Here is a 20,884-nt window from a genome sequence, read left to right as displayed (position 1 = left end):
GGGCGTTCTCGCGTTCCTGCCCGTGTGGGCCGCTAGGATCCTGGGGTGTCCGGAACGCCTGCTATGTCCCCGCCGCTACCGCCATCGAGAGCCGCGGGCCGCGGGCCGAGCGCGCTCACTGCGTACTCCCTGCCCCTGCACACCCTGAGAATCCTGGGCGCCTGCGGGATCTCCCTGGTGCTCTGGTTCTCCGCCGGACGGGCGATCCGCGCGGGACTGCTGTGGGCGGGCACCGAGCTGTCGCACGGCGACTACCGGCAGGTCCGGCTCGTCATCACGATGCTGATCTTCACGTTGATCGTGATGAACGAGCTCGTCATCACCGTCGGCATGCTCTACTCCGTGCGTGGCGCGCTCAGGGAGATCCAGGTACGGCGGGCGGGGGAGGAGGCCGAGGAGAACCTGTTCGGCGCGCTCAACCGGGCCACGCTGGTCTTCGCCACCATCTACATGGCCTGGAGCTTCCACGTCGAGGACGCCAGGGACTTCGTCGCTCTCGACATCACCCACAACGTCGGGGAGGACCTGGCGCGGAGCTTCGCCGGTGAGACCATCACCACGGGCACCGGCCTGGTCGGCCTGGACGTCCGGATCTCGCTCGGCATCGCGGTCGCGGCCTATGGGCTCAAGGCGCTCTTCGGCTGGTGGCACGCCAACGACAAGGTCAGGGGGAGCGGCATCATGGCCGCCTTCTTCGAGCTGGCCTTCGCCTTCTACAGCATCAACGCGATGTTCACCCTCGTCTCCGCGCGTTCCGACTGGTTGTCCGGCCGGGTCGCGGTGGCCACCCTGAACGGCTGGGCCGAGCAGGCCCGGAGCGACATCCCCGGGTGGAAGGAGGTGACCGGCGCCATCGGGGAGGCCTGGCCGTACGTGGTCTCCGCGCTGGTCGAACCCCTGACCTGGCTGACGGTCGCCTCGCTCGTCTACGGCGCGTTCGCCGAGGACACCCGCGCGGTCGTACGGGGGACCAGGCTGGACACCGTGGCCGACCGGATGGAGCAGACCCACACGCTCACCCGCTCGACCATGACCCGGGCCACGACCGGGTTCCAGGAGCGCTGGGTTCCGCCCGCCAACGCCTTCCGGCTGGCCGTACGGGGAGGGGCGGCCCTGTTCGGGCTGTTCTGCCTGTGCTACGTGCTGATCCGGGTGGGCACAGACTACGCCGACCAGGGGATACGGATGCTGATCGGCAACGAGGAACCCTTCATCTGGGTGCTCTTCGGCAACCCCGCCGGGGTGATCAGGGAACTCCTCGTCAAGGTGCTGACCATCTGCCTGCTGGCGGCCACGTTCGACATCGCCGCCACGCGTAGCCGCGAGGCCGGAGAGGTGATCAGCGCCTGAAGCGCAGCACGTTGTCCTTCAGCTCCTCCTCCTTCGCGGACCGTTTGAACATGTCCTCCACGGACTCGTTCTCGATGATCCGCGCCGGGCTGGGGCGCAGGTAGACCTCCACCTGGGAGGAGAGAGCCCTGGGCACCACGCCGACCATGTTGTAGTGGTACGGCGCGCCGACCCTGTAGTCCTTGGCATCCAGGGGCAGGTCGTCGTCGAGGGGCTCCACCTTCCAGACACGCCCGTCGGCGGCCCGTACCTCAACCTCGGGGGGCACCCGGCGGATGATCCCCTCCTGGTCCAGGGCGACCCGGGTGATCCTGATCTTCAGCCACTGACGGTCGGGCGGGGTCGGGCGGGTGTTGGGGATGCTGTCGACGACCTCCACGTTCACCTGCCAGGACACATGCTTGAACGACGCGGTCTGACCGGCGGCGAAGGTGTGGATCTGGTCCGGGGGACGTGCCTCACGGTAGGTCGTGTAACCGTCCATGGTGGGAACGGCGATGGCGACCGCCAGGGCCAGCACCGCGCCGACCGCCCGCAACGCCGTACGGCCAGGCCTGGCCGGTGCCGGGTCAGCGGGTCCGGCGGTCCCGTCAGGCTCGGCGTCGCCGGCGACCGGGGCGGCGACGGGGGGAGGCGGTGGGGGAGGTTCCTGGGTCATGCCCAGGGGCTGCATGGCGGGTACGGGCTGCCTGGGCGGCAGTGGGGCGGCGGGGACGGCGGGGAAGGGCTGCGTCGAGATCCCGGCGTGCTCCTCACGGACGGTCGGGGGCCAGACCTGCTGGTCGGGGAAGGCGCCACGGTCGGAGGCGAACCAGGAGGGGCCCGCCGGGGGCTGTGCCTGGGGAGCCCGTACGGGCTGCGCCGGGGCGGCCGGCGCCTGACCGGGGTGAGGCGGGCCGGGCTGGACCGGGCCGACCTGAGGGCCGGGCTGAGCCGGACCCGCCTGGGGGCCGGGCTGGGCCGGGCCGACCTGAGGGCCGGAGTGCGGGCCAGGGTGAGGACCGGGGTGAGCCGGACCTGCCTGGGGGCCGGACGGCGCCGGGCCGGGCTGGAGCCCGGGGTGCGAGCCAGGCTGAGGGTCGGAGTGAGGCGGGCCGGGCTGCGCCGGGCCGGGGTAGGCCGACATGGGCTGGGCCGGGCCTGGGTGGGGCGGGAAGGCCTGGGGAGGGGCGGGGTGAGCCGAGCCCGGATGGACCGGGGTGGGCTGGGCCCGCGGCGGGACGGGCGCGGTGGGGGAGGAAGGCGCCGGGGCGGAGGGCACGGTGGGGGAGGGCGTGCCGGGGGCGGCGGGTGGCTGGGGCCAGGTTTCCCGGGCTCCCTGGGAAGGCCACGGGGCGCCCGGCGGGGAAGCCGGAGGGCTCTGCTGGGAAGCGCCCTGCCGGGGAGCGTCCTGCCAAGGGGTGTTCTGGCGGGGGGCGTCCGGCCAAGGGGCGTCCTGGCGGGAAGCGTCCTGGAAGAAAGGGGCCTGTCCGGATATATCCGGCCTTGGGGGGATCTGATGGGAGGAGTCAGGCCTGGGGAGGCCTTGGTGGGCGGTCTCCGGCCCGGAAAGGTCTTGCCCGGAGACGCCTGGCCCGGGGAGGTCCTGACGAGAGGTGTCCGGCCTGGGGAGGTCCTGGGGATGGGCGTCGAGGCCCTGGTGGGATACGCCCGGTCCCGGGGTGCCCTGGGGGGAGGCATCAGGCCTGGGGAGGCTCTGGTGGGAGGTGCTGGGGCGGAAGAAGTCATGCCCGGGGGCGTCCTGTGGGGAGGCCGGGGGCGGGGTGGGCAGGCCGTACGGGGGGAGGGCGTGGGGCTCCTCCTCCGGAGCGGGCCGGCCGGACTCCGCCGGAGAGGACCAACCGGGCGTGGTGTCGTCTCCGGGATGCGGCGTGCCCGTCACTTCTTGTTCCCCAACGAGTAGACGTCCTTGGCTTCGGATACCAACCGGGCCGCGCCCGCCTCGTCCAGGCCGAGGTCGATCTCCACCTCGGGCAGGGACGGTTCGACGATGAACCCGCGCACGGAGCTGACCACGATACGGGCTCCGGCCAGTTCGGAGACGGGCAGCTCGAAGACGGCGGGTCCGGTGGCCCACCAGCCGGGCTGGATGAAGAACTGCTTGATGGTCTGGGTCTCGGGAACCCGGTCCGTCGAGGCGTAACGCTTGCCGTCCGCCGTGAGGATCTCCAGCGAGGCGATCTTCTGAGGCTCCCTGGTCGCCTGGGCCGCCAGGTCGACCACGAGGAAGATCCCGGTGGTCTTCGCGATCGCCGTCTTGCCGCCCAGTCCCGGCGCCTCGATCGTCTTGGCCGCGTACACCGCCCTGGCCTGGACCCAGGCACGCGAGGCCCGTACCTCGTCACCGACGCCGCCGGTCCAGGTGAGCGGGCCGCCCCGATCGTCGCGTGTGTAGGCGAAGGTCTGCGCCCACACCGCCGTCGCGGCGAAGGCGACCCCGACGAGCAGCCCGACCGGCCTGCGCCACCTGTTCGGCTGGGAGGGGGCACGGCGGCGTCCACGGGTGGGCGCGCCCGCGCGTTCGGGGGCGACGGTTCCCATCAGACGCCTTCCTTACGCTGGACCGGGAGGGTGACCTGCGCGGCGACGGTCGGCGGTCCTTTGGGGTCCTCGCTGACGAGCACCCAGCCGAGCTCGTGGCTGAAGCCCTCGTTGAACTCGAAGGTGCCCACGTCCAGTTTCACCTGCTGGGGGGCGCGCTGCCCGTCGGTCAGCTGGTACTTGATCACCACGGTCGAGGGGACGCCCGGGTGGAGCTGCTGGCTCGGGACGCCCTCGGCGGCGACGGTGGTCAGCGGGCCGTACGGGGTCTTGAGCTCGGGGGTCACCTTGAGCAGGCCCGCGCCGAACAGCAGGCCCCGCTGGGTGCCGGACCAGGGGGAGCCGACCGTGGTGGTCTTCTCGCCCTTGTTGGTCACCTTCATCACGACTTCGAGGAAGCGCTTGCCCTCCCCGCCGTACTCGTCGGGCTGGAAGGCGGTGCGTGATTCGACGAAGGTGGTCGTGAACTCACCCTGATCGACGGTCGCGCCGGGGCCGAGCTGTTTGGGAGGCTCTTTGGGAGCCTCGGCGAGTCCACCGAAGGCCGCGGTGACTCCCAGACCGGTGGCCACCACCAGAGCGGCTACCGGAACCGCGACCGGGCGCCGTCGCGTGCTTTCGCCACCGGAGGGAGACGTCATGACAAAGGATGGTAATCGCTTACCTTCACCCCATCCGACTCATTCATCCCTTAAGCGGCGATGAACATGGGGAAAATGCAGCAGATTGACGGGAACGCTGCCCGAATCGGAGGTCCAACTCTTACGCTGTCTCCGAGGCGGCGAGAGCCCTATGGCGGAGGTTCCGTGGCGGACGTGCATCCCGAGCATGCGCAGCTCCAGGCGGACCGGATCTACCTGGGCTGGCAGTACGCCCTGCTGCACCCTGATCCGGGTCCGGCTCCCAGGCGACCCTCCCCGGCGGACGGCGGGTCCGTGACCAACGACAGGGCCGACGCCGAGTGGATGCGCAGGGAGCGCCTCAACGAGGCCCTGCTGACCCGCCCGATGAAGGTCTTCAGGGTGTTCATGACCGCGCTCGCGGTGCTGATCCTCGTCCTGGGCGTCACCGAGCTGCTGCGCTGGTCCTTCGCGGCGGCCGGCCTGGTGGCCTCCGGCGGGATCGCGGTCTTCTGCAGCTACGCGATCCGCCAGGGGAACCGGGCGGTCAAGCACCGGATCCGCGAGCGCCAGGCGGTCGGCGACCGGCAGCGCGAGGAACGTGACAGGGAACTGTTCCAGGCCCAGGAGGAGCACGCCCTGCGCTACCGGGAGTGGGCCGAGCGCAAGGAACGCCACGATCGCCAGCTCACCTGGTACGCCGTGACCGTGCCCGACGAGATCGACCGCATCGACGTCGCGGGCGGTACGCTGCCCGGCTGGTCGGCGCTGATCACACTGCTCGGGGCGACCCGCCTGTACAGCGGCGGCCACCTGACCGTGCTCGACCTGTCCGAGGGCGCGATCGCCAAGGACCTGATAGAGCTGGCGCGCAGGGGCGGCGACGACCCGCTGGTCTGGGTGCTGCCCGGTGATCTGCCCCGGCTCGACCTGGGCGCGACGCTGCCGCCCGAGGCCTTCGCCGACGTGCTCGCCCACGTGGTGAGCGTCAGTGAGGAGCACCCGAGGGACCTGTCGTTCGACAACGCGATCCTGGAGCGCGTCCTTGAGGTCCTCGGCGAGAACGCCACGATCAACCAGGTCACCGCGGCCCTGCGCGCCCTGGCCCAGGTCGGCGACCCGCGCGAGGACCTCCTGACCGGCCTGATCACCGCGACCCAGCTCGAACGCATCGGCACGCTGTTCGGCCGCGGCGTCAGCGACCGGGTGGTGATCGAGCGCGCCTGGGCACTCGAGTCGCAGCTGCGCAAGCTGGAGACGCTCGGCTCGGAGGCCGTACGGCTGCCGCCCGCGCGGTTGCGGGTGGTCTCCATGGACCGGCAGGCCGGGGTGCTCGGCAACCGGGTCCTGGGCACCTACGTCGCCACCGCGCTCACCCACATCCTGCGCCAGTCACCCGCCTCGGAACGGCCGTGGTACCACACGATCATCGTCGCCGGGGCGGACAAGCTCCGCGGTGACGTGCTCGACCGGCTGATGGACGCCTGTGAGACCTCGCGGACCGGCCTGGTGCTCACCTACCGCGCGCTCACCCCGACCGTGCGGGAGCGCCTCGGGCGGGGCCACGCCGCCGTGGCGTTCATGCGCCTGGGCAACGCCGAGGACGCCAGGATCGCCAGCGAGCACGTCGGCACCGAGCACCGCCTCGAAATCGCCCAGCTCACCGAGACGATCAGCGCCGCGGGTGCCGGGCTCGACGGCGGTTACGTCTCGACCGTCGGTCACGCCGACACGGGCGAGGACGACCGCGACGTCAGAGGCACCGATCTCAAGGAGGACATAACCTCCTCGACGGAGTGGGGTCGTCAGGCGAGCAAGGCCATGGGGGAGACCGAACGGGTCCTGCACCGTTCGCGGGAGTTCCTCGTCGAACCCCACCAGCTCCAGCAGCTTCCCACCACGTCGGTCATCGTCACCGACGCCACCGCCCATGGCCGCAGGGTCCGTCTCGCCGACGCCAACCCGGCCATCCTCACCTTCCCCAAGACCACCCTCGGGGAGTTCGACGAGATCAAGGAGGCGGTGCTGGAACGCGCCGAGGAGACACGGCGCCACGAGCCGACCCCCTTCGAGAGCGCCCCGCCCAACCTCGGGCCACCTCCGGCGAGGCTCGACTGGCGTAGGCGGCAATGAACCGTCCCCTCGCGGTAACGACCTGGTCAATGCGGATGTGTGATCACCCGGGGAGGGCCGACCTTGGTTGCCGGGGTGCCCCCGGCCCCGGGTTCGCCGTGCCGTACGGCGGAGCGATCCGTGAAGCGTCGACCCCTCCGGCCTGAGGCCGGGTCCCCCGGGTGGAGAACAAATGCAACCGAGTGTGTCCCGTTCCCCCAGCCAGCTGGCCGGTCCCTGGTACCGGATCCAGGCCATCACGGCCCCCTCCCGTAGTTCGTCGGCGGAGTGGGACTTCGTCACCGTGCTGCCCGCCGTACTGTCGGCGGCGCAGCGCAACCGGCCCTTCGTGGTCGGGTGGCTCTCCCGGGGAGCGGGCGCCCCGCTCGAACTCATCACCAACGCGGGGCCGCTCAACCCGCCCAGATCGCCCCGCAGGGCCGCCGCCGAGCCCGACCAGGCCCCGGCGGGGCCGGAGCCGCTGCTGTTCCCCAGCGGCGCGCGAGGAGTGCGCATCGGCGACGAGTGGCTGAGCGACCTGTCGGACCTGGCCTGGACCGTCTGTCCCGGCCGCCAGGCCCCGCCGCTCGGCGGACGCCGCGAACCGGACGCCGACGAGGTCAAACGGCCCACGCTCTTCGAGTCGACCCTGGTCACACTCATGTCCCGGCCCTTCGCCTGGCTGGTCGTCGCCGAGCGGACCGACCAGCTGGACACCGAGGTGGCCCACCTGCGCACCCAGCTCAACGTGCTCAGGCAGTACGGCGACGCCTCGGAACGCTCCCGCTACGACGCCGAACGCGCCGAACGGCGCATGCAGGAGCTGGACGCCTTCCGCGAGGCCGGGCTGTGGAGCGTGCGGGTGCTCGCCGGGGCCTCCGGACCCGAGGAACTGCGCCAGATCGCCCCGGTGCTGGTCGGGTCCGCCGAGATGAGCCACCACCCCTACCGGCTGCGCAGCGCCCTGGACGGCCCCGTGCACGGCTTCGCAGAGGCGCTCTCGGTCACCCTGCAGGACCCGGCCGACGGCACCGCGGCGCCGTTCGCGGCCACCGCGGGCGCGCTGGCCGCCCTGGCGGGGCTGCCGCGCAGGGAGGTGCCGGGGGTCAGGGTGCTCGACGCGGGCTTCTTCGACGTGACCAGCGAGGCGGACATCGCCCCCGGCGCGCCGACCGTCGACCTCGGGGCGATCCTGGACGGCCAGGACAGGGCGGTCGGCTCGTTCCGGGTGCCGCTGACCACCCTGAACCGGCACGCCTTCGTCACCGGCGCCACCGGTTCCGGCAAGTCGCAGACCGTCAGGCACCTGCTCGAACAGCTCACCGGGGAGGGAATCCCCTGGCTGGCCATCGAACCCGCCAAGTCCGAGTACGCCGCGATGGGCGGCCGGGTCGAACACCTCGCCCCGGTCACCGTGATCAACCCCTCGGCGCCCGACAGCGTGCCCTTCAGCGTCAACCCGCTCGCCCCCGAACCCGGCTATCCCGTGCAGGCGCACATCGACATGGTCCGGGCGCTGTTCATGGCCGCCTTCGACGCCGAGGAGCCGTTCCCGCAGATCATGTCGCTGGCGCTGCAGCGGGTCTACGAGACCAACGGCTGGGACGTGGTCACCGGGTGGGCGGCCCCGGGCGCGGCCGTGCGGCCCGCCGTACCGACCCTTGAGCAGCTGCAGCAGCACGCCATGGACGTGATCCAGGAGATCGGCTACGGCAGGGAGGTCCAGGCCGACGTCGAGGGCTTCATCTCCCTGCGGCTGCGGTCGCTGCGGGTCGGCTCGGCAGGGCGTTTCTTCGAGGGCGGTCATCCGGCCGACATCGGCGACCTGCTGCGGCGCAACGTGGTGCTGGCCATCGAGGACGTGGCCAACGACGAGGACAAGGCGTTCCTGATGGGCACGCTGATCATCCGGATCGTCGAGCACCTGCGGATGCGGGCCAGGAAGGAGCGCGGCGGCGGACTGCGGCACGTCATCGTGATCGAGGAAGCGCACCGGCTGCTGCGCGACCGGGGCGCGGGACGGGCCAGCACCCACGCCGTCGAACTGCTCGCGGGCATGCTCGCCGAGATCCGCGCCTACGGCGAGGGCATCGTGGTCGCCGAGCAGATCCCCACCAAACTCGTCTCCGACGTGGTGAAGAACACCGCGCTGAAGGTGGTGCACCGCCTGCCCGCCGAGGACGACCGCCAGCTCGTCGGGGCCGCGATGAACCTCAGCGAGGAACAGTCCAGGCAGGTCGTCTCCCTCCAGCCGGGCGTCGCCGCGATCTTCGCCGACGGGATGGACCGGCCGTTGCGCGTGCAGGTGCCGCTCGGGGAGGACCGCGAACGGCAGCTGCCCGGCGTCACGCCCCCGATCTGCGGGCGCCGCTCGGCCGCCTGTGGCCGGGAGTGCAGGACGGGACGCGCCTGCACCCTCGTCGAACTGCGGGAGGCCGACCTGCTCGCCGACGCGCCGGAATGGGCCTGGCTGCGGATCTGGACCGACACGCTGGTGCTGGCCTTCTGCGCCAACCGTCCCGCGCCCGGGGTGCCCAGGGCCCTGGCCGACATGTGGGACGAACCGCCGCCCAGGAGACGCGAGTGCATGCTGGCCACGGCCGTCGAACGCAGCGTCGGGCGCAGGGCCTGGTCGCTGCGGACCATCGGCGACCCGGCGAAACTGACCGAACAGGTCGCGGCGGCGGCCACCCGGCTGCTCGGCCCCGACAGGGAGCCCGGCGAACGCCCCGGACCCGCGTGGGTCATCCCGCAGGTCCGCTGGTTGCACGAGGTGGACAAACTCTTCCCGTACGGCCAGCCCGCCCCCAACCCGCGCGGCGCAGCCCCGGTCATGGAGTACGCCCTGTTCAGTCGTCAGCACAACGGCACCGAACTGCTCGGCCACCGGGCCAAGGCACTGCGCCACCACCCGCTGTCCATGGAGGTCGAACGCAACAGGGCACTGGCCTGGCGGGTCATCCTCGGCGACGACGAGCACGAAGGAGTCGAACGGGACATCCTCACCGTGACGATCGGTATCGACCCCGCCGAACGGCTGCGCCACGTGGCGCAGACCATGGGGGCGGGATGGCTGGAGAGCGTGCTGTCGTGGCCACGGCGCTTCGTGCTGCCCTTCGACGCGGCCTCAACGGAGAGCGCGGAGCTGGCCTTCAGTGAGTGAGGTGGCCCGTGGCGGGGAACGCGTTCCCTGGGAGGTTTCCAGGGGTGCCTCCAGGGTGGTTTCCCCAGGTCAATCCGTAATATCGGACAGGTGGCGACCACCTGCTCCGAATAGGCATACGACGGTGCCGCCGCCCAACCACGGCTAGGATCGGCGGCATGAACGATTCGGCTATCCCGGGCTTTCCGGCTGCCGGATCGTCCTGCGACGGGTCGCTACGCGAGGAGACGGCATGACTCAGCTTCCGCTGCGGGCGCAGCTCGCGAGCGCTCTCGGCCGGACGGCCGCGACCCTGTCCAGGGCGACGGGCAGAGGCGACGGATCAGTGATCGGCGGCCGGATCGGCCTGGCGCTGGAACCCGACCTGCTGCGCAAGCTCGCGCAGGACCGCAAGCTCGCGCTGGTCAGCGCGACCAACGGCAAGACGACGACCACCCGGCTGATCACCTCGGCGCTGCAGGAGCTCGGCGAGGTCGCGACCAACGCCTTCGGCGCCAACATGCCCGCCGGGCACGTCTCGGCGCTGTCCTCGGCCAAGCACGCCCCCTACGGCGTTCTGGAGGTCGACGAGAAGTACCTCCCCGAGGTGATCGACACCACCGGCGCCGGGGTGGTCGTCCTGATGAACCTCAGCCGCGACCAGATGGACCGGGCGGGTGAGATCTGGCTGCTCGCCCAGAAGTGGCGGCGGGCACTGGCGAACAGGCCGGTCCACGTGATCGCCAACGCCGACGATCCCCTGGTGACCTGGGGCGCCTCGACCGTCCCCAGCGTGACCTGGGTCTCCGCGGGGCAGCCGTGGAAGGAAGACTCCTGGTGCTGCCCCGAGTGCGGCGGCCCGCTCGACCGCAAGGGTATGGACTACGTCCCGCCGGGCAGCGCGGCCCCCGGCCCCGTCCCGGCCGCCGCCCACGGCGGGATCGTCTCCCGCGCAGCCGAGAACGACTGGGCCTGCCGGGAGTGCGCCTTCCGGCGTCCCCAGCCGAGCTGGTTCCTCGACGACGACGCGGTGATCGACCCGCGTGGGCAGCGCTGGGTGCTGGACGTCCAGCTTCCCGGCCGGGCGAACCGGGCCAACGCCGTGATCGCCCTGGCCACCGCGGAGGTCTTCGGCCTTCCGATCCAGCGGGCACTGCCCCGGCTGCGCGAGGTCACCTCCGTCGCGGGCCGCTACACGGTCGTCCAGCGCGACGGCAGGCACGCCCGGCTGCTGCTGGCCAAGAACCCGGCGGGCTGGCTTGAGGCGTTCGACGTCCTGGACCGCTCCCTGCCGGTGATCCTCTCGGTGAACGCCCAGGGCCCCGACGGCCGCGACACCTCCTGGCTGTGGGACGTGGACTACCGCGTGCTGCGCGGCGGCCCTGTCTACGTCACCGGGGAACGCAGACTCGACCTGGCCCTCAGGCTGGACGTCGCGGGAGTGCCGTTCCAGCTGACGAACTCCTTCGAGGAGGCGCTGGCCCTCCAGCCGCCCGGCAAGGTAGACGTGATCGCCAACTACACCGCCTTCCAGCAGATCCGATCGGAGTTCGGTCGTGCCGTCTGACAGCATCCTGCGAATCGTCTGGATCTACCCGGACCTGCTGAGCACCTACGGTGACCAGGGCAACGTGCTGGTCCTCGAACAGCGCGCCCAGCGCCGTGGCATCCCGGTCGAGACCTACCACGTGCGCTCGGCCGACCCGGTGCCCGAGGGCGGCGACATCTACCTCATCGGCGGCGGCGAGGACCGCCCGCAGATCCTGGCCGCAGAACGGCTGCGCAGGGACGGCGGGCTGCACCGCGCCATCGCCCGTGGCGCCTGCCTGCTGGCCGTCTGCGCCGGCTACCAGATCATGGGCACCACGTTCGGCGGCGAGGAGGGGCAGCCGGTCGACGGCCTCGGCCTGATCGACATCTCCAGCGGGCGCGGCGCCGCCCGCGCCGTCGGCGAACTGGCCGGCGAGGCCGACTCCGTGCTCGGCATCCCGACGCTGACCGGCTTCGAGAACCACATGGGCGTCACCCGCCTCGGCCCCGGCGTACGGCCACTGGCCCGCACGATCGTCGGCACGGGAAACGGCGACGGAACCGAGGGCTGCCACGTCGGCAAGATCGTGGGAACCTACCTGCACGGCCCCGCGCTGGCCCGCAACCCCGGCCTGGCCGACCTGCTGCTGACCTGGGCCGTCGGATTCCAGCTCCCACCGCTCGACGACACCTGGTTCGACCAGCTCCGCAGGGAGCGGCTGGCGGCCGTACTGCCCGGCTGAACGGCACACGACGTACGGCCCCGTCCTCGCGGCGGGGCCGTACGCGTGAGGACCGTCAGTAGACGAGGGCCTGAACCCCCTCGCCGAGCACCTCCTCGACGAAGGTCGAGGCGCCCGCGATGCGCACGCCCTCGATCACGTCGTCGACCGTGATGTCCCGCCTGGCCGCGCACTGCGTGCACAGCGTCATCCGGCCGCTCGCCAGGACCACGTCGACCAGGTCGCCGAGCTGGGCGGCGTGCGGAAGGGCGAACTCCTTGGCGCGTCCGGGGAGGGCGAACCACGAGGCCTCCCCCGTCAGCCAGAGCGAGACCGGGACCCCGCTCGCCAGTGCCGCCGCCGCGACTGTGAACGCCTGGTTGCATCGCTCGGGCGCGTCCGCGCCGGCGGTCACCTTGATCACCAGTGATCGTGCCATACCCCGAAGCCTATGAGGCCGGTGTCGCGGGCGCGAGCCGTACCGGGGCGGCTCTAGGCTCGGATACATGGACGTTCCCGAACTGCACTCCGCCCTTGAGCCGATCGCCTTTCTCCTGGGCCGGTGGGAAGGTGCCGGGGTTGGTGGATATCCGACGATCGAGAGCTTCAACTTCGGCCAGGAGATCGTCTTCGGTCACAACGGCAAGCCGTTCCTGACCTATGAGAGCCGGACGTGGCTGCTGGACAAGGAAGGCAACAAGGTACGGCCGCTGGGCACGGAGACCGGCTTCTGGCGTGCCCTGCCCGAGCGCAGACTTGAGGTGTGCCTGTCGCACCCGACCGGCATCGTGGAGATCTACGTCGGCGAGGTCGTCTTCCACAAGATCGAACTGCAGACCGACGTGGTCGCCCGCACCGCGACCGCCAAGGAGTACACCGCGGGCCACCGCCTCTACGGCCTGGTCAACGGCAACCTGATGTGGGCCTACGACATGGCCGCCATGGGCGAGCCCCTCCAGTCCCACCTGTCGGCGGAGCTGAAGAAGGTGTAGTTGTGGCGCTTTGCGGCGCCTTCGGCGTTGCGGGCTGTGCCTCTTTGCTCCGCCTGGCGGCGTCGCGGGGCTGTGCCTCTTTGCTCCGCCTTCGGCGTCGCGGGCTTGGGCGCCCTGGGTCGGTGCTTTCCCTCGTCTCTTCGTCGTTGCGCTCCTGCGTTCCTCAGTCCAAGCACCGACGCGCCCAAGCCGGACACCGCTCACGCACGGCACCGGTAAAGCGCAAGATGCGCCCAAGCCGGAACTCCTCACTCCTGAAGCCGGGTTCCGGTGAATAGGAGGAGGACTAGGGCGCTTAGGGCCAGGAGGGATTGGCCGGTCAGGTTCAGGGGGGTCGCGTCGCCTTCCAGGGACAGCAGGACGAAGCCGCCCCAGACGTAGGTCAGCAGCGCGCCACCGGCCAGGTGGAGCCGGTGGGCGGGACCCCACCCCGTACGGCGTGACCAGCGGGAGACCGTGACGGCGGAGACGGTCAGCAGGCCGGCCGCCAGGGCGACCCCCGGCCAGTCCTCCGTCCCGACGAAGAACAGGCCGGAGGCGGCGAAGGCCGCGAGACCGACCAGCCACGGGCGGGGAGCGGCCCCGAGAACCGGAGGACGCGGACGGCGGCCGAGGGCGAAGGCCGTACCGGCCAGGAGGACGACCACGACGGCGGCGCCGATCCGCCGTGGAGCGGGGGCGACGAACCCGCCCTCGGCGAACATGCTCTGGAAGACGACGAGCGAGCCGAGGACGAACAGGACACCGGTGACGGCCAGGCCGGGCAGGCCGAGCCAGGGGACGGTGCCGCGGCGGGGCGTCAGGGCCTCGGCGAGCGCGATCGGCACACCGATGCTCCAGATCACGTGACCGCCGACGAAGCTCAGCGCGTAGTGGGCGCTGACGCCCAGCCACGGGATCGGCGTGACGCTCTGGAAGTCGTGTCCCTCGAACGACGGGTTGAACAGCGACTGGTCGATCAGGCACGCCTCAAGCACGCCGTACGCCGCCGCCAGGAGGATCATCGTGGGCCAGCCACGTCCGGTACGGCGGGCGGCCTCCCTGATCAGGAGGGCGCCGCCGCCGTACATCGGGGCGAGCACGAGCAGGCCGCCGATGTCGGCCACGGGGACGTTGCCGAGCAGGTATTCGGCGACCAGCGGTGCCAGGAGGAACAGTCCGACGGCGGGTGCCAGGCGCCGTGCCACGCCCTCTCGTGTCCGAGGTGCGCCTTCCCGCGTCAAGCGGGAACCCCGTGTCACGTCTGGACCCCGCTTCGCGTGGCGGCGAGCATCAGGCCGCCCAGGGCGGCCAGGGCGAGGTTCGCGAACAGTTCGTAGCCGGTCAGGAAGTCCAGACGTCCGACGATCACCCGGTCGAAGAAGTTGAGGAAGAAGTTCATGAAGGGCTGGACGGCCACCCGGTCGATGGCTCCGCTGACCCCTTCCAGGAGGAAGAACAGCCCCAGGATTCTGATGAGTTCGCGCATGTCTGAACGCTAGGAATCCCGGGCCGCCTCGCGGATCGGTCATCGGGATGCTCCACGCCGACGGACGTCTCCCCGGTCGGGCCCGGCGCGCGACGAAGGTGTTCGCCCCGGCGACTTTGGTATCGCGGCGGGCCGGGACGGGGACGGGCGACCCTAGGCTCGTTGGGGATGGACGAATCGACGACCGCGCCGAGGCGTGGACCGCACGACTGGCTGGTCGACGCCTGCCTGTTCCTGGTGGCGGTGTTCTCCGGGCTGATCCTGGCCGGGCTGCGCCTCGACACCTCCCCGAGACCGCCCAAGTGGCTGTTCGACCTCGACCAGGTGACCGCCGTGGTCGGCTGCGCCGCGCTGTGGCTGCGCCGTGGCCGGCCGACGGAACTGGCCGTCGTGCTGATCGTGCTCTCGACGTTCTCCGAGCTGATCACGGGGGCGATGCTGATCGCGCTGTTCACGGTCGCGGTGCACCGCCCGCCGAGGACCACGATGATCGTCTCTGTGGCGGGTCTGGTCGCGGGCGTCGTGTACGTGCTGCTGCGCCCCGAGCCGGACGTGCCCCGGCTGGCGCTGTGGGTCATGGGAGGCGCGATCCAGGGGGCCGTGGTCGGCTGGGGCCTGTACGTCCACCACCGGCGCAAGCTCGCCGCCGCGATGCGCGAACGGGCGGCCCGGATGGAGACCGAGGCGCGCCTGCGGGCGGAACAGGCCGGTCAGGAGGCCCGTACGGCGATCGCCAGGGAGATCCACGACGTTCTCGGGCACCGTCTCTCACTGCTGAGCGTGCACGCCGGGGCGCTCGAATACCACCCCGACGCCCCGAGCGAGGAGATCGCCCACGCGGCCAGGGTGATCAGGGAGAGCGCCCACCAGGCGTTGCAGGACCTGCGTGAGGTCATCGGGGTACTGCGCGCTCCGGTCGGGGAACTGCCTCAGCCGACCTACGCCGACCTCAGGCAGCTGGTCGCCGAGTCCGACCGGGCCGGGATGCGGGTGACCATGGTCGAGGAGTACACCGGGACCGTGCCCGACCGGCTCGGCCGTACCACCTATCGGATCGTGCAGGAGGCGCTGACCAACGCGCGCAGGCACGCGCGGGGGGCGCCGGTGCGGGTGCTGATCGCGGGGGCGCTGGGGGCGGAACTGGTCGTCGAGATCGTCAACGACGCCGGGTCCGCCGGGCCTGTCGGGGTCACCGGGGTCCGGCCGGGGCGGGGGCTGATCGGTCTGGCGGAGCGGGTCGCGCTGGTCGAGGGGCGCCTGGAGTACGGTCCCACGACGTCGGGAGGCTGGCGGCTGGGGGCCTGGCTTCCCTGGCCGGAGTGAAGCGGTGCCGACGTCCGGATGGGGGGACCGGGGCGGCTGTGGTGCGGTCCCGAGGAGGGCGAGCCGGGGTGGGCGTCGCGCCGGGGTCCGCGGTGCGGTCCTGGGAGGGCAGGTCTGCGGTGCGGTCCTGGGGGAGGGTGAGGGAATACCATCACGGGCATGAGCACTCCTTTCACCCCTGATGTGGTCGAGGCGATCAAGCGCCACATGAACGACGACCACGCCGACGACTCGCTGCTGATCTGCCGGGCCCTGGGCGGCCGGCCCGAGGCGACCAGCGCGGTCACGTCGGGGGTGGACGCCGAGGCGATCGAGTTCCTCGCGACGGTCGAGGGGCGGGAGGTCACGGTCAGGGTGCCGTGGAGCACGACGCTGACCGAGCGCGCCCAGGTCCGCACGGAGGTCGTCAGGCTGTACCGGGAGGCGTGCGCCGCACTCGGAGTCCCGGCCCGCGGCGAGCACTGAGACACGGGCACCGGGGCGAATGCCGGGAGGGCCCGGGAGCCGGAGCCGCTCTTCGGGAGAGGCCAGGGGCCTTGGGAGACCGGGGAGAGGTTCGGAGGCTTTGGGAGACACCGGGCCCCGGGCTCCGGAGGTGGAGAGGCCAGGTCCTGGGAGGGGACACCGGGCTTTGGAGGCGGGGCCGGAAAGGGAAGAACCCCGGGTCTGTTCCTCCCGTGGGTGGGAGGGCCAAGGGGACCAAAGGCGGGAGAGCACTCCCACCACCCTGGCGGACCCGGGGTTCCGGTGATTGCCGTGAATTCGCCGAACGTCACCAGACGTCCGGACGGAGTCCGGAAGCTGGGGCGTCCTAGCGGACAGCCACCTCGCTAGCCCTATGATCAACCATTGTTCGGACCACCTCCTTTCAGCGTGCTTGTACGTTATGAAATCTCCGCAGCCAGGGCAAACGATTATTTTCGCCCGGGTTGTCCCCGCCCCTTCGCCCTCCGGTCGAACACGCCCTGACCTCGGAGGAAGGGCCTCGGAGGAAGCGCGCCGCGGACGATCTCCACACCGGGTGGGAGACCGTTCCCGTGCCGGGAAACCGGCCCCCTTCCGGGGCGGTGGCGGTCGTCCGTCGAACCCGGGTGCCCGTCGGCCGGTCGTTAGCATGAACCAGGTGATTACCGATCAAGCAGGGCGGCGAGGCCGACTGGCATGGCTTGACGCCATACGAGGATTCGCGGCTCTGGCGGTGGTCTTCGAACACGCGCTGTCGCCGCTGCTGCCCGAGATCCGCTCTCCGTTCAAGGCGGCCTTCGAACCCGGGTGGTACGGGGTCATGGTGTTCTTCCTGGTCAGTGGGTACATCGTGCCGGCTTCGCTGGAGCGGCGGGGCGATCTGCGGGCCTTCTGGATCTCCCGGGTCTTCCGGCTCTACCCGATGCTGGGCGTCTGCGCGGTGGGCGTGCTGCTGCTGATCGCCGCGGGGTGGGACGGCATGCACTCCTGGTGGGGAACCCGGCCCCTGTCGTTGACGCTGGGCCATCTGACGATGCTGCAGGACCTGCTGTACATGCCGAACACGGTCAACGTGCTGTGGACGCTCTCCTACGAGATGGCTTTCTACCTGCTGCTGGGCTCGATGTTCACCCTCGGGGTGAACCGGGCGAGCCGTACGGCCGCGCTCGGGTTCGCCGCGGCGGCCGTGCTGGGGGCGGGCGTGCTGCCGACCAAGCTGCTCTCGTACGGCGACGGGACGCGGATGCTGACGGTCACGCTGACGGTGGTCGCGCTGGTGGTGGTCGGAACGGCCATGACGCTCAGGGGGCCCCTCGTGGTGCGGCGGGCGGGCGCCGTCGCGGCCGGGGGCACCGTGCTGGTGCTGCTGGCGGTCAACCAGGAATATCCCGGCACCTGGCAGGGGCTGCTGATCCTGGCCACGATGTTCTCCGGCACCGTGCTGTACCGGGCGGAACAGGGCGAGATCACCTGGGCGCGGGCCGGGTGGGTGCTCCTGGTTCCGGCGGCCGGGATCTGGCTGACGAGGGACACGCCCGGCCTGTGGCTGGCGCTGGTCGCGGCCTGGCTGACCTTCGCCGTGGGGATGGCGCTGCGCGATCGCGAGATGCCCCGGGTGCTGCCCTGGCTCGGGCTGGTCAGCTACTCGGTCTATCTGCTCCATCCGCTGCTGTTGAAGGTGGTCCAGATGGTCTGGCCGGACCCGCTGGCCGTACCGCTCGGGGCTCGGCTGGTCGCGCTGGTCGGCCTGGTCGGGGTGCTGCTCGGGATCAGTGCGCTGACCTGGCGTTTCGTCGAGGCGCCCGCGCAGCGGCTGGGCAGGCGCCTGGTGAAGGGCTCCTCGGCGGCCGTCTCCCCGCGTCCGGCGGAGGACGCGGTCCGTCAGGGCTGAGGGTTCCTCGCCGCCGTCGAGGGCCGTCGGGACGAGCGCGCCGGCCTGGGCCGCGCCCGCCATCGCTCTCGTCGATCCGGTCCCGGGGCCGGTTCCCGGCCGTCAGGCGGTCGAGCCGTATGGTGTCGGGGACCAGGTCCTCGGGGGAGGGGACCGGGTGGCCCGCCGGACGAGGCGCGGAAACAGTGTCGTCTTGCCCGCTCCCGGGGCACCCGCCAGGATCCACAGCGGCGCGTCCGTCGGTTCCCCGTCCACCGGGGCGGCGTAACCTGCGGGAAAACCGTGCGTAGTGAGTGATTTGTTGGTGTTTGTAGCGATCCCAGTAGGGCTGGTCTGCTCGTAGACTCTCTGCATGGCCGAGACGTCATGGCATGAGCAACTGCGGGCGCACGGTTACCGGATCACCCCGCAGCGCCAGCTGGTGCTTGAGGCGGTCAAGGCCCTTGAGCACGCCACCCCGGAGGAGATCTGCGGCAAGGTGCGGGAGACCGCCCGCGGGGTCAACATCTCAACCGTCTACCGCACGCTCGAACTCCTCGAAGAGCTCGGCATGGTCACCCACAACCACCTCGGGCACGGCGCGCCGACCTACCACCTGGCCGAGGACGCCGACCACGTCCACCTGGTCTGCCACGACTGCGGGGAGCTCAACGAGATCCGTCCCGAGCTGGTCGACGACTTCGTGACCAAGCTGGACGAGGAGTTCGGCTTCGCCGTCAACGTGCACCATCTCACGGTCTTCGGCCGCTGCAGGAAGTGTCGCTGAGGCCTCGTAGGCTTGGAGCCATGCGAAGCCCTCTGCTGGACACCCCGGGCGCGGTCGCGGCCGAGGCCCCCGACGCCGGCGTTGCCGGACACTACGGCGACCCGTTCGCCGAGCAGCGCGCCTTCCTCGCCGGAGAGGCGCTGGTCGACCGAAGCAACCGTGAGGTCCTCCGGATCTCCGGTCCCGACAGGCTGAGCTGGCTCAACAGCCTGAGCTCGCAGAAACTCGACGACCTCAAACCCGGTCAACCGACCCAGACGCTGTTCCTGGACGCCCAGGGCAGGGTCGAGCACCACCTCACGCTCGTCGACGACGGCGAGGCCGTGTGGGGGCACGTCGAGCCGGGCACCGGGACCGACCTCGTCGCCTTCCTCGACAAGATGCGCTTCATGCTCAGGGTCGAGGTGGCCGACGTCACGGCCGAATACGCCGTGGTCTCCGTCGCCGACGCGAGTCGTGTCACCCCGCCGGAGGGGGCGGTCGTCGTCGGCGACGACCTGCTCCTGCCGCGTGACCTGCTGGCCGAGCGCCTCGGCGGCATGCGCCTGGCCGGGCTGTGGGCCTACGAGGCGCTGCGCATCGAGGGGCACAGCCCCCGGCTCGCCTTCGAGACCGACCACAAGACCATCCCGCACGAGGTCGGCTGGATCGGTACGGCCCTGCACCTGAGCAAGGGCTGCTACAAGGGCCAGGAGACCGTCGCCCGGGTCCACAACCTCGGGCACCCGCCCCGCCGTCTGGTCTTCCTGCACCTCGACGGCAGCGCCGACATCCTGCCGGGGCACGGCACCCCTGTCCTCAACGGGGGTGAGGAGGTCGGCTTCGTGGGCAGCTCGGCCCGTCACCACGAGCTGGGCCCGATCGCGCTGGCCGTGGTCAAGCGGACCGTCCCGGTCGACGTTCCCCTTGAGGCGGGCGGGGTCGCGGCCTCCCAGGAGGTCATCGTGCCGCCCGACGCGGGCCGTAACGTTCAGATCGACCCGGCGCTGCGCCGCCGCGTCCGCTGAGCGGCCCCGCGCGCCGTGCCCTCGACGGGGTACGGCGCGCGGGTCCCGCGGGAATCAGCCCTTGGTCCAGATGGCGGTGTAGGCGCCGCCCTCGGTGTCGAGCAGCGTGGGCAGGAAGCCCTTGCCCTTCAGCTCGTCGAAGCGCTTCTGGTAACCGCCGGGGGTCATGCCGGTGTACTCGTACCAGGCGGAGCCGGAGTCCTTGACCCAGACACTCGTGTAGGACTCGTCGGGGCCGACGGTGACCAGCGAGGGCCGTTCGCCGTTCTTGGTCCTGGCGAGGAACTCCGCGTGGTGCTCGTCGAAGGACTTGCCGACGGTGACGGACCAGGACTGCGAGCCCTGCGTCCAGACGGCGGCGTAGCGCGGGTCGTCGGCGGTGCCGTAGGCGTTGGCCGCGGTGAGCACGTAGCCCCGCTTGGCGGCGTCGGCGTTGGCGGCCGTGAACTGGCCGGTGGTGAGGTTGTGCTTGGCGAAGAACTTGCCCGGGACCTTCTCGAAGATCGCGGCGAAGACGGCGTCGTTCCCCGAGCCGGTGGCGCTCACCGAGGTCGGACGGTACCCCTGGGAGAGGTAGCTGTCGAACCTCTTCTGGTAGCCGCTCGCCGACATGCCCTGGATCATCGCCCAGGCAGGGCCGGACCGCTTGACCCAGACGGCGCCGTAACGCGGTGCGGACGCGTCGTCGACCGTGAAGGTGATCGGCCGGTAGCCCTGGCCACGCAGCGTGTTGAAGCGTTCGGTCTGCTGCTGGCCGGTGACGCCGTGGTAGGCGCTGAACGCGGGCGCGGCCTGGGCGCCGGTCTGGGCGCTGACCTGGGCGTTGGCCGCCGATCCGGCGGTGGTGACCAGGGCGGCGGTGGCGACGGACGCGACGGCGATGGACGCGAAGATGCGCATGACCCTCCCCAAGGGTGCGACTTTTCGGGTGTTTCATCACGGATGAACGGATTCA

General features: G+C 71.2%; 18 protein-coding genes. 11 read left to right on the top strand and 7 right to left on the bottom strand.

Annotation, left to right across the window (positions count from 1 at the left end):
* Positions 1-63 precede the first annotated feature (63 nt).
* Positions 64-1,350, top strand: a complete 1,287-nt coding sequence (locus tag ACFYY8_RS34145; protein ID WP_390048216.1) for a hypothetical protein — start codon at positions 64-66, stop codon at positions 1,348-1,350.
* On the opposite strand, the gene ACFYY8_RS34140 is transcribed toward ACFYY8_RS34145, so the two are convergent.
* From ACFYY8_RS34140 to ACFYY8_RS34130, 3 genes are all read right to left on the bottom strand, one after another.
* Positions 1,340-2,476 (bottom strand): hypothetical protein, encoded by a 1,137-nt coding sequence (locus ACFYY8_RS34140; protein WP_390048214.1) that lies wholly within the window; start codon positions 2,474-2,476, stop codon positions 1,340-1,342. The two genes, ACFYY8_RS34145 and ACFYY8_RS34140, sit on opposite strands and share 11 nt — an antisense overlap.
* Positions 2,477-3,228: 752 nt before the next feature.
* Positions 3,229-3,891: a hypothetical protein gene (locus ACFYY8_RS34135; protein WP_390048212.1), complete on the bottom strand. Its 663-nt coding sequence runs from the start codon at positions 3,889-3,891 to the stop codon at positions 3,229-3,231.
* Positions 3,891-4,532: a hypothetical protein gene (locus tag ACFYY8_RS34130; protein WP_390048210.1), complete on the bottom strand. Its 642-nt coding sequence runs from the start codon at positions 4,530-4,532 to the stop codon at positions 3,891-3,893. Before ACFYY8_RS34130 ends, ACFYY8_RS34135 begins: the two co-directional genes overlap by 1 nt.
* Before the next feature lie 165 nt (positions 4,533-4,697).
* Here ACFYY8_RS34130 and ACFYY8_RS34125 point away from each other — a divergent pair, with 165 nt between their 5' ends.
* From ACFYY8_RS34125 to ACFYY8_RS34110, 4 genes are all read left to right on the top strand, one after another.
* Positions 4,698-6,644, top strand: coding sequence for a hypothetical protein (locus ACFYY8_RS34125; protein WP_390048208.1), 1,947 nt, complete (start codon positions 4,698-4,700; stop codon positions 6,642-6,644).
* A gap of 172 nt (positions 6,645-6,816) precedes the next feature.
* Positions 6,817-9,786 (top strand): ATP-binding protein, encoded by a 2,970-nt coding sequence (locus ACFYY8_RS34120; protein WP_390048206.1) that lies wholly within the window; start codon positions 6,817-6,819, stop codon positions 9,784-9,786.
* Between the two features lie 232 nt (positions 9,787-10,018).
* Positions 10,019-11,332, top strand: a complete 1,314-nt coding sequence (locus tag ACFYY8_RS34115; RefSeq protein WP_390048204.1) for a MurT ligase domain-containing protein — start codon at positions 10,019-10,021, stop codon at positions 11,330-11,332.
* On the top strand, positions 11,322-12,038 hold the full coding sequence (locus ACFYY8_RS34110; protein ID WP_390048202.1) for a type 1 glutamine amidotransferase: 717 nt from the start codon (positions 11,322-11,324) through the stop codon (positions 12,036-12,038). Before ACFYY8_RS34115 ends, ACFYY8_RS34110 begins: the two co-directional genes overlap by 11 nt.
* Before the next feature lie 55 nt (positions 12,039-12,093).
* On the opposite strand, the gene ACFYY8_RS34105 is transcribed toward ACFYY8_RS34110, so the two are convergent.
* Positions 12,094-12,456 carry a DsrE family protein gene (locus tag ACFYY8_RS34105; protein WP_390048200.1) on the bottom strand — a complete coding sequence of 121 codons (363 nt, stop codon included), beginning with the start codon at positions 12,454-12,456 and terminating at the stop codon, positions 12,094-12,096.
* Positions 12,457-12,523: 67 nt separating this feature from the next.
* Between ACFYY8_RS34105 and ACFYY8_RS34100 the strand changes: the two genes are divergently transcribed.
* Positions 12,524-13,009, top strand: a complete 486-nt coding sequence (locus ACFYY8_RS34100; protein ID WP_352014631.1) for an FABP family protein — start codon at positions 12,524-12,526, stop codon at positions 13,007-13,009.
* A 248-nt stretch (positions 13,010-13,257) separates the two neighbouring features.
* Here ACFYY8_RS34100 and ACFYY8_RS34095 read toward each other — a convergent pair whose 3' ends face one another.
* Together ACFYY8_RS34095 and ACFYY8_RS34090 are read right to left on the bottom strand one after the other, a co-directional pair.
* On the bottom strand, positions 13,258-14,196 hold the full coding sequence (locus ACFYY8_RS34095; protein WP_390048198.1) for a hypothetical protein: 939 nt from the start codon (positions 14,194-14,196) through the stop codon (positions 13,258-13,260).
* Positions 14,197-14,246: 50 nt separating this feature from the next.
* Entirely contained in the window at positions 14,247-14,477 is a 231-nt protein-coding gene (locus ACFYY8_RS34090) for a hypothetical protein (RefSeq protein WP_390048196.1), read from the bottom strand.
* 168 nt (positions 14,478-14,645) lie between these two features.
* Here ACFYY8_RS34090 and ACFYY8_RS34085 point away from each other — a divergent pair, with 168 nt between their 5' ends.
* From ACFYY8_RS34085 to ACFYY8_RS34065, 5 genes are all read left to right on the top strand, one after another.
* Positions 14,646-15,800 (top strand): sensor histidine kinase, encoded by a 1,155-nt coding sequence (locus ACFYY8_RS34085; RefSeq protein WP_390048194.1) that lies wholly within the window; start codon positions 14,646-14,648, stop codon positions 15,798-15,800.
* Between the two features lie 159 nt (positions 15,801-15,959).
* On the top strand, positions 15,960-16,265 hold the full coding sequence (locus ACFYY8_RS34080; RefSeq protein ID WP_352014635.1) for a DUF2470 domain-containing protein: 306 nt from the start codon (positions 15,960-15,962) through the stop codon (positions 16,263-16,265).
* Between the two features lie 658 nt (positions 16,266-16,923).
* The gene (locus ACFYY8_RS34075) at positions 16,924-18,156 is read left to right on the top strand and encodes an acyltransferase family protein (protein ID WP_390048192.1); all 1,233 of its coding nucleotides are present in this window, start codon (positions 16,924-16,926) and stop codon (positions 18,154-18,156) included.
* Between the two features lie 352 nt (positions 18,157-18,508).
* Positions 18,509-18,922: a Fur family transcriptional regulator gene (locus ACFYY8_RS34070; protein WP_352014639.1), complete on the top strand. Its 414-nt coding sequence runs from the start codon at positions 18,509-18,511 to the stop codon at positions 18,920-18,922.
* A gap of 20 nt (positions 18,923-18,942) precedes the next feature.
* Positions 18,943-19,929, top strand: coding sequence for a YgfZ/GcvT domain-containing protein (locus ACFYY8_RS34065; RefSeq protein ID WP_390048189.1), 987 nt, complete (start codon positions 18,943-18,945; stop codon positions 19,927-19,929).
* 54 nt (positions 19,930-19,983) lie between these two features.
* Here ACFYY8_RS34065 and ACFYY8_RS34060 read toward each other — a convergent pair whose 3' ends face one another.
* Positions 19,984-20,829 (bottom strand): hypothetical protein, encoded by an 846-nt coding sequence (locus tag ACFYY8_RS34060; protein ID WP_390048187.1) that lies wholly within the window; start codon positions 20,827-20,829, stop codon positions 19,984-19,986.
* Positions 20,830-20,884: the final 55 nt, after the last annotated feature.

The sequence above is a fragment of the Streptosporangium sp. NPDC001559 genome (assembly GCF_042893955.1).
Lineage (GTDB): Bacteria > Actinomycetota > Actinomycetes > Streptosporangiales > Streptosporangiaceae > Streptosporangium.
This window is presented reverse-complemented; position numbering and strand designations above follow the sequence as displayed.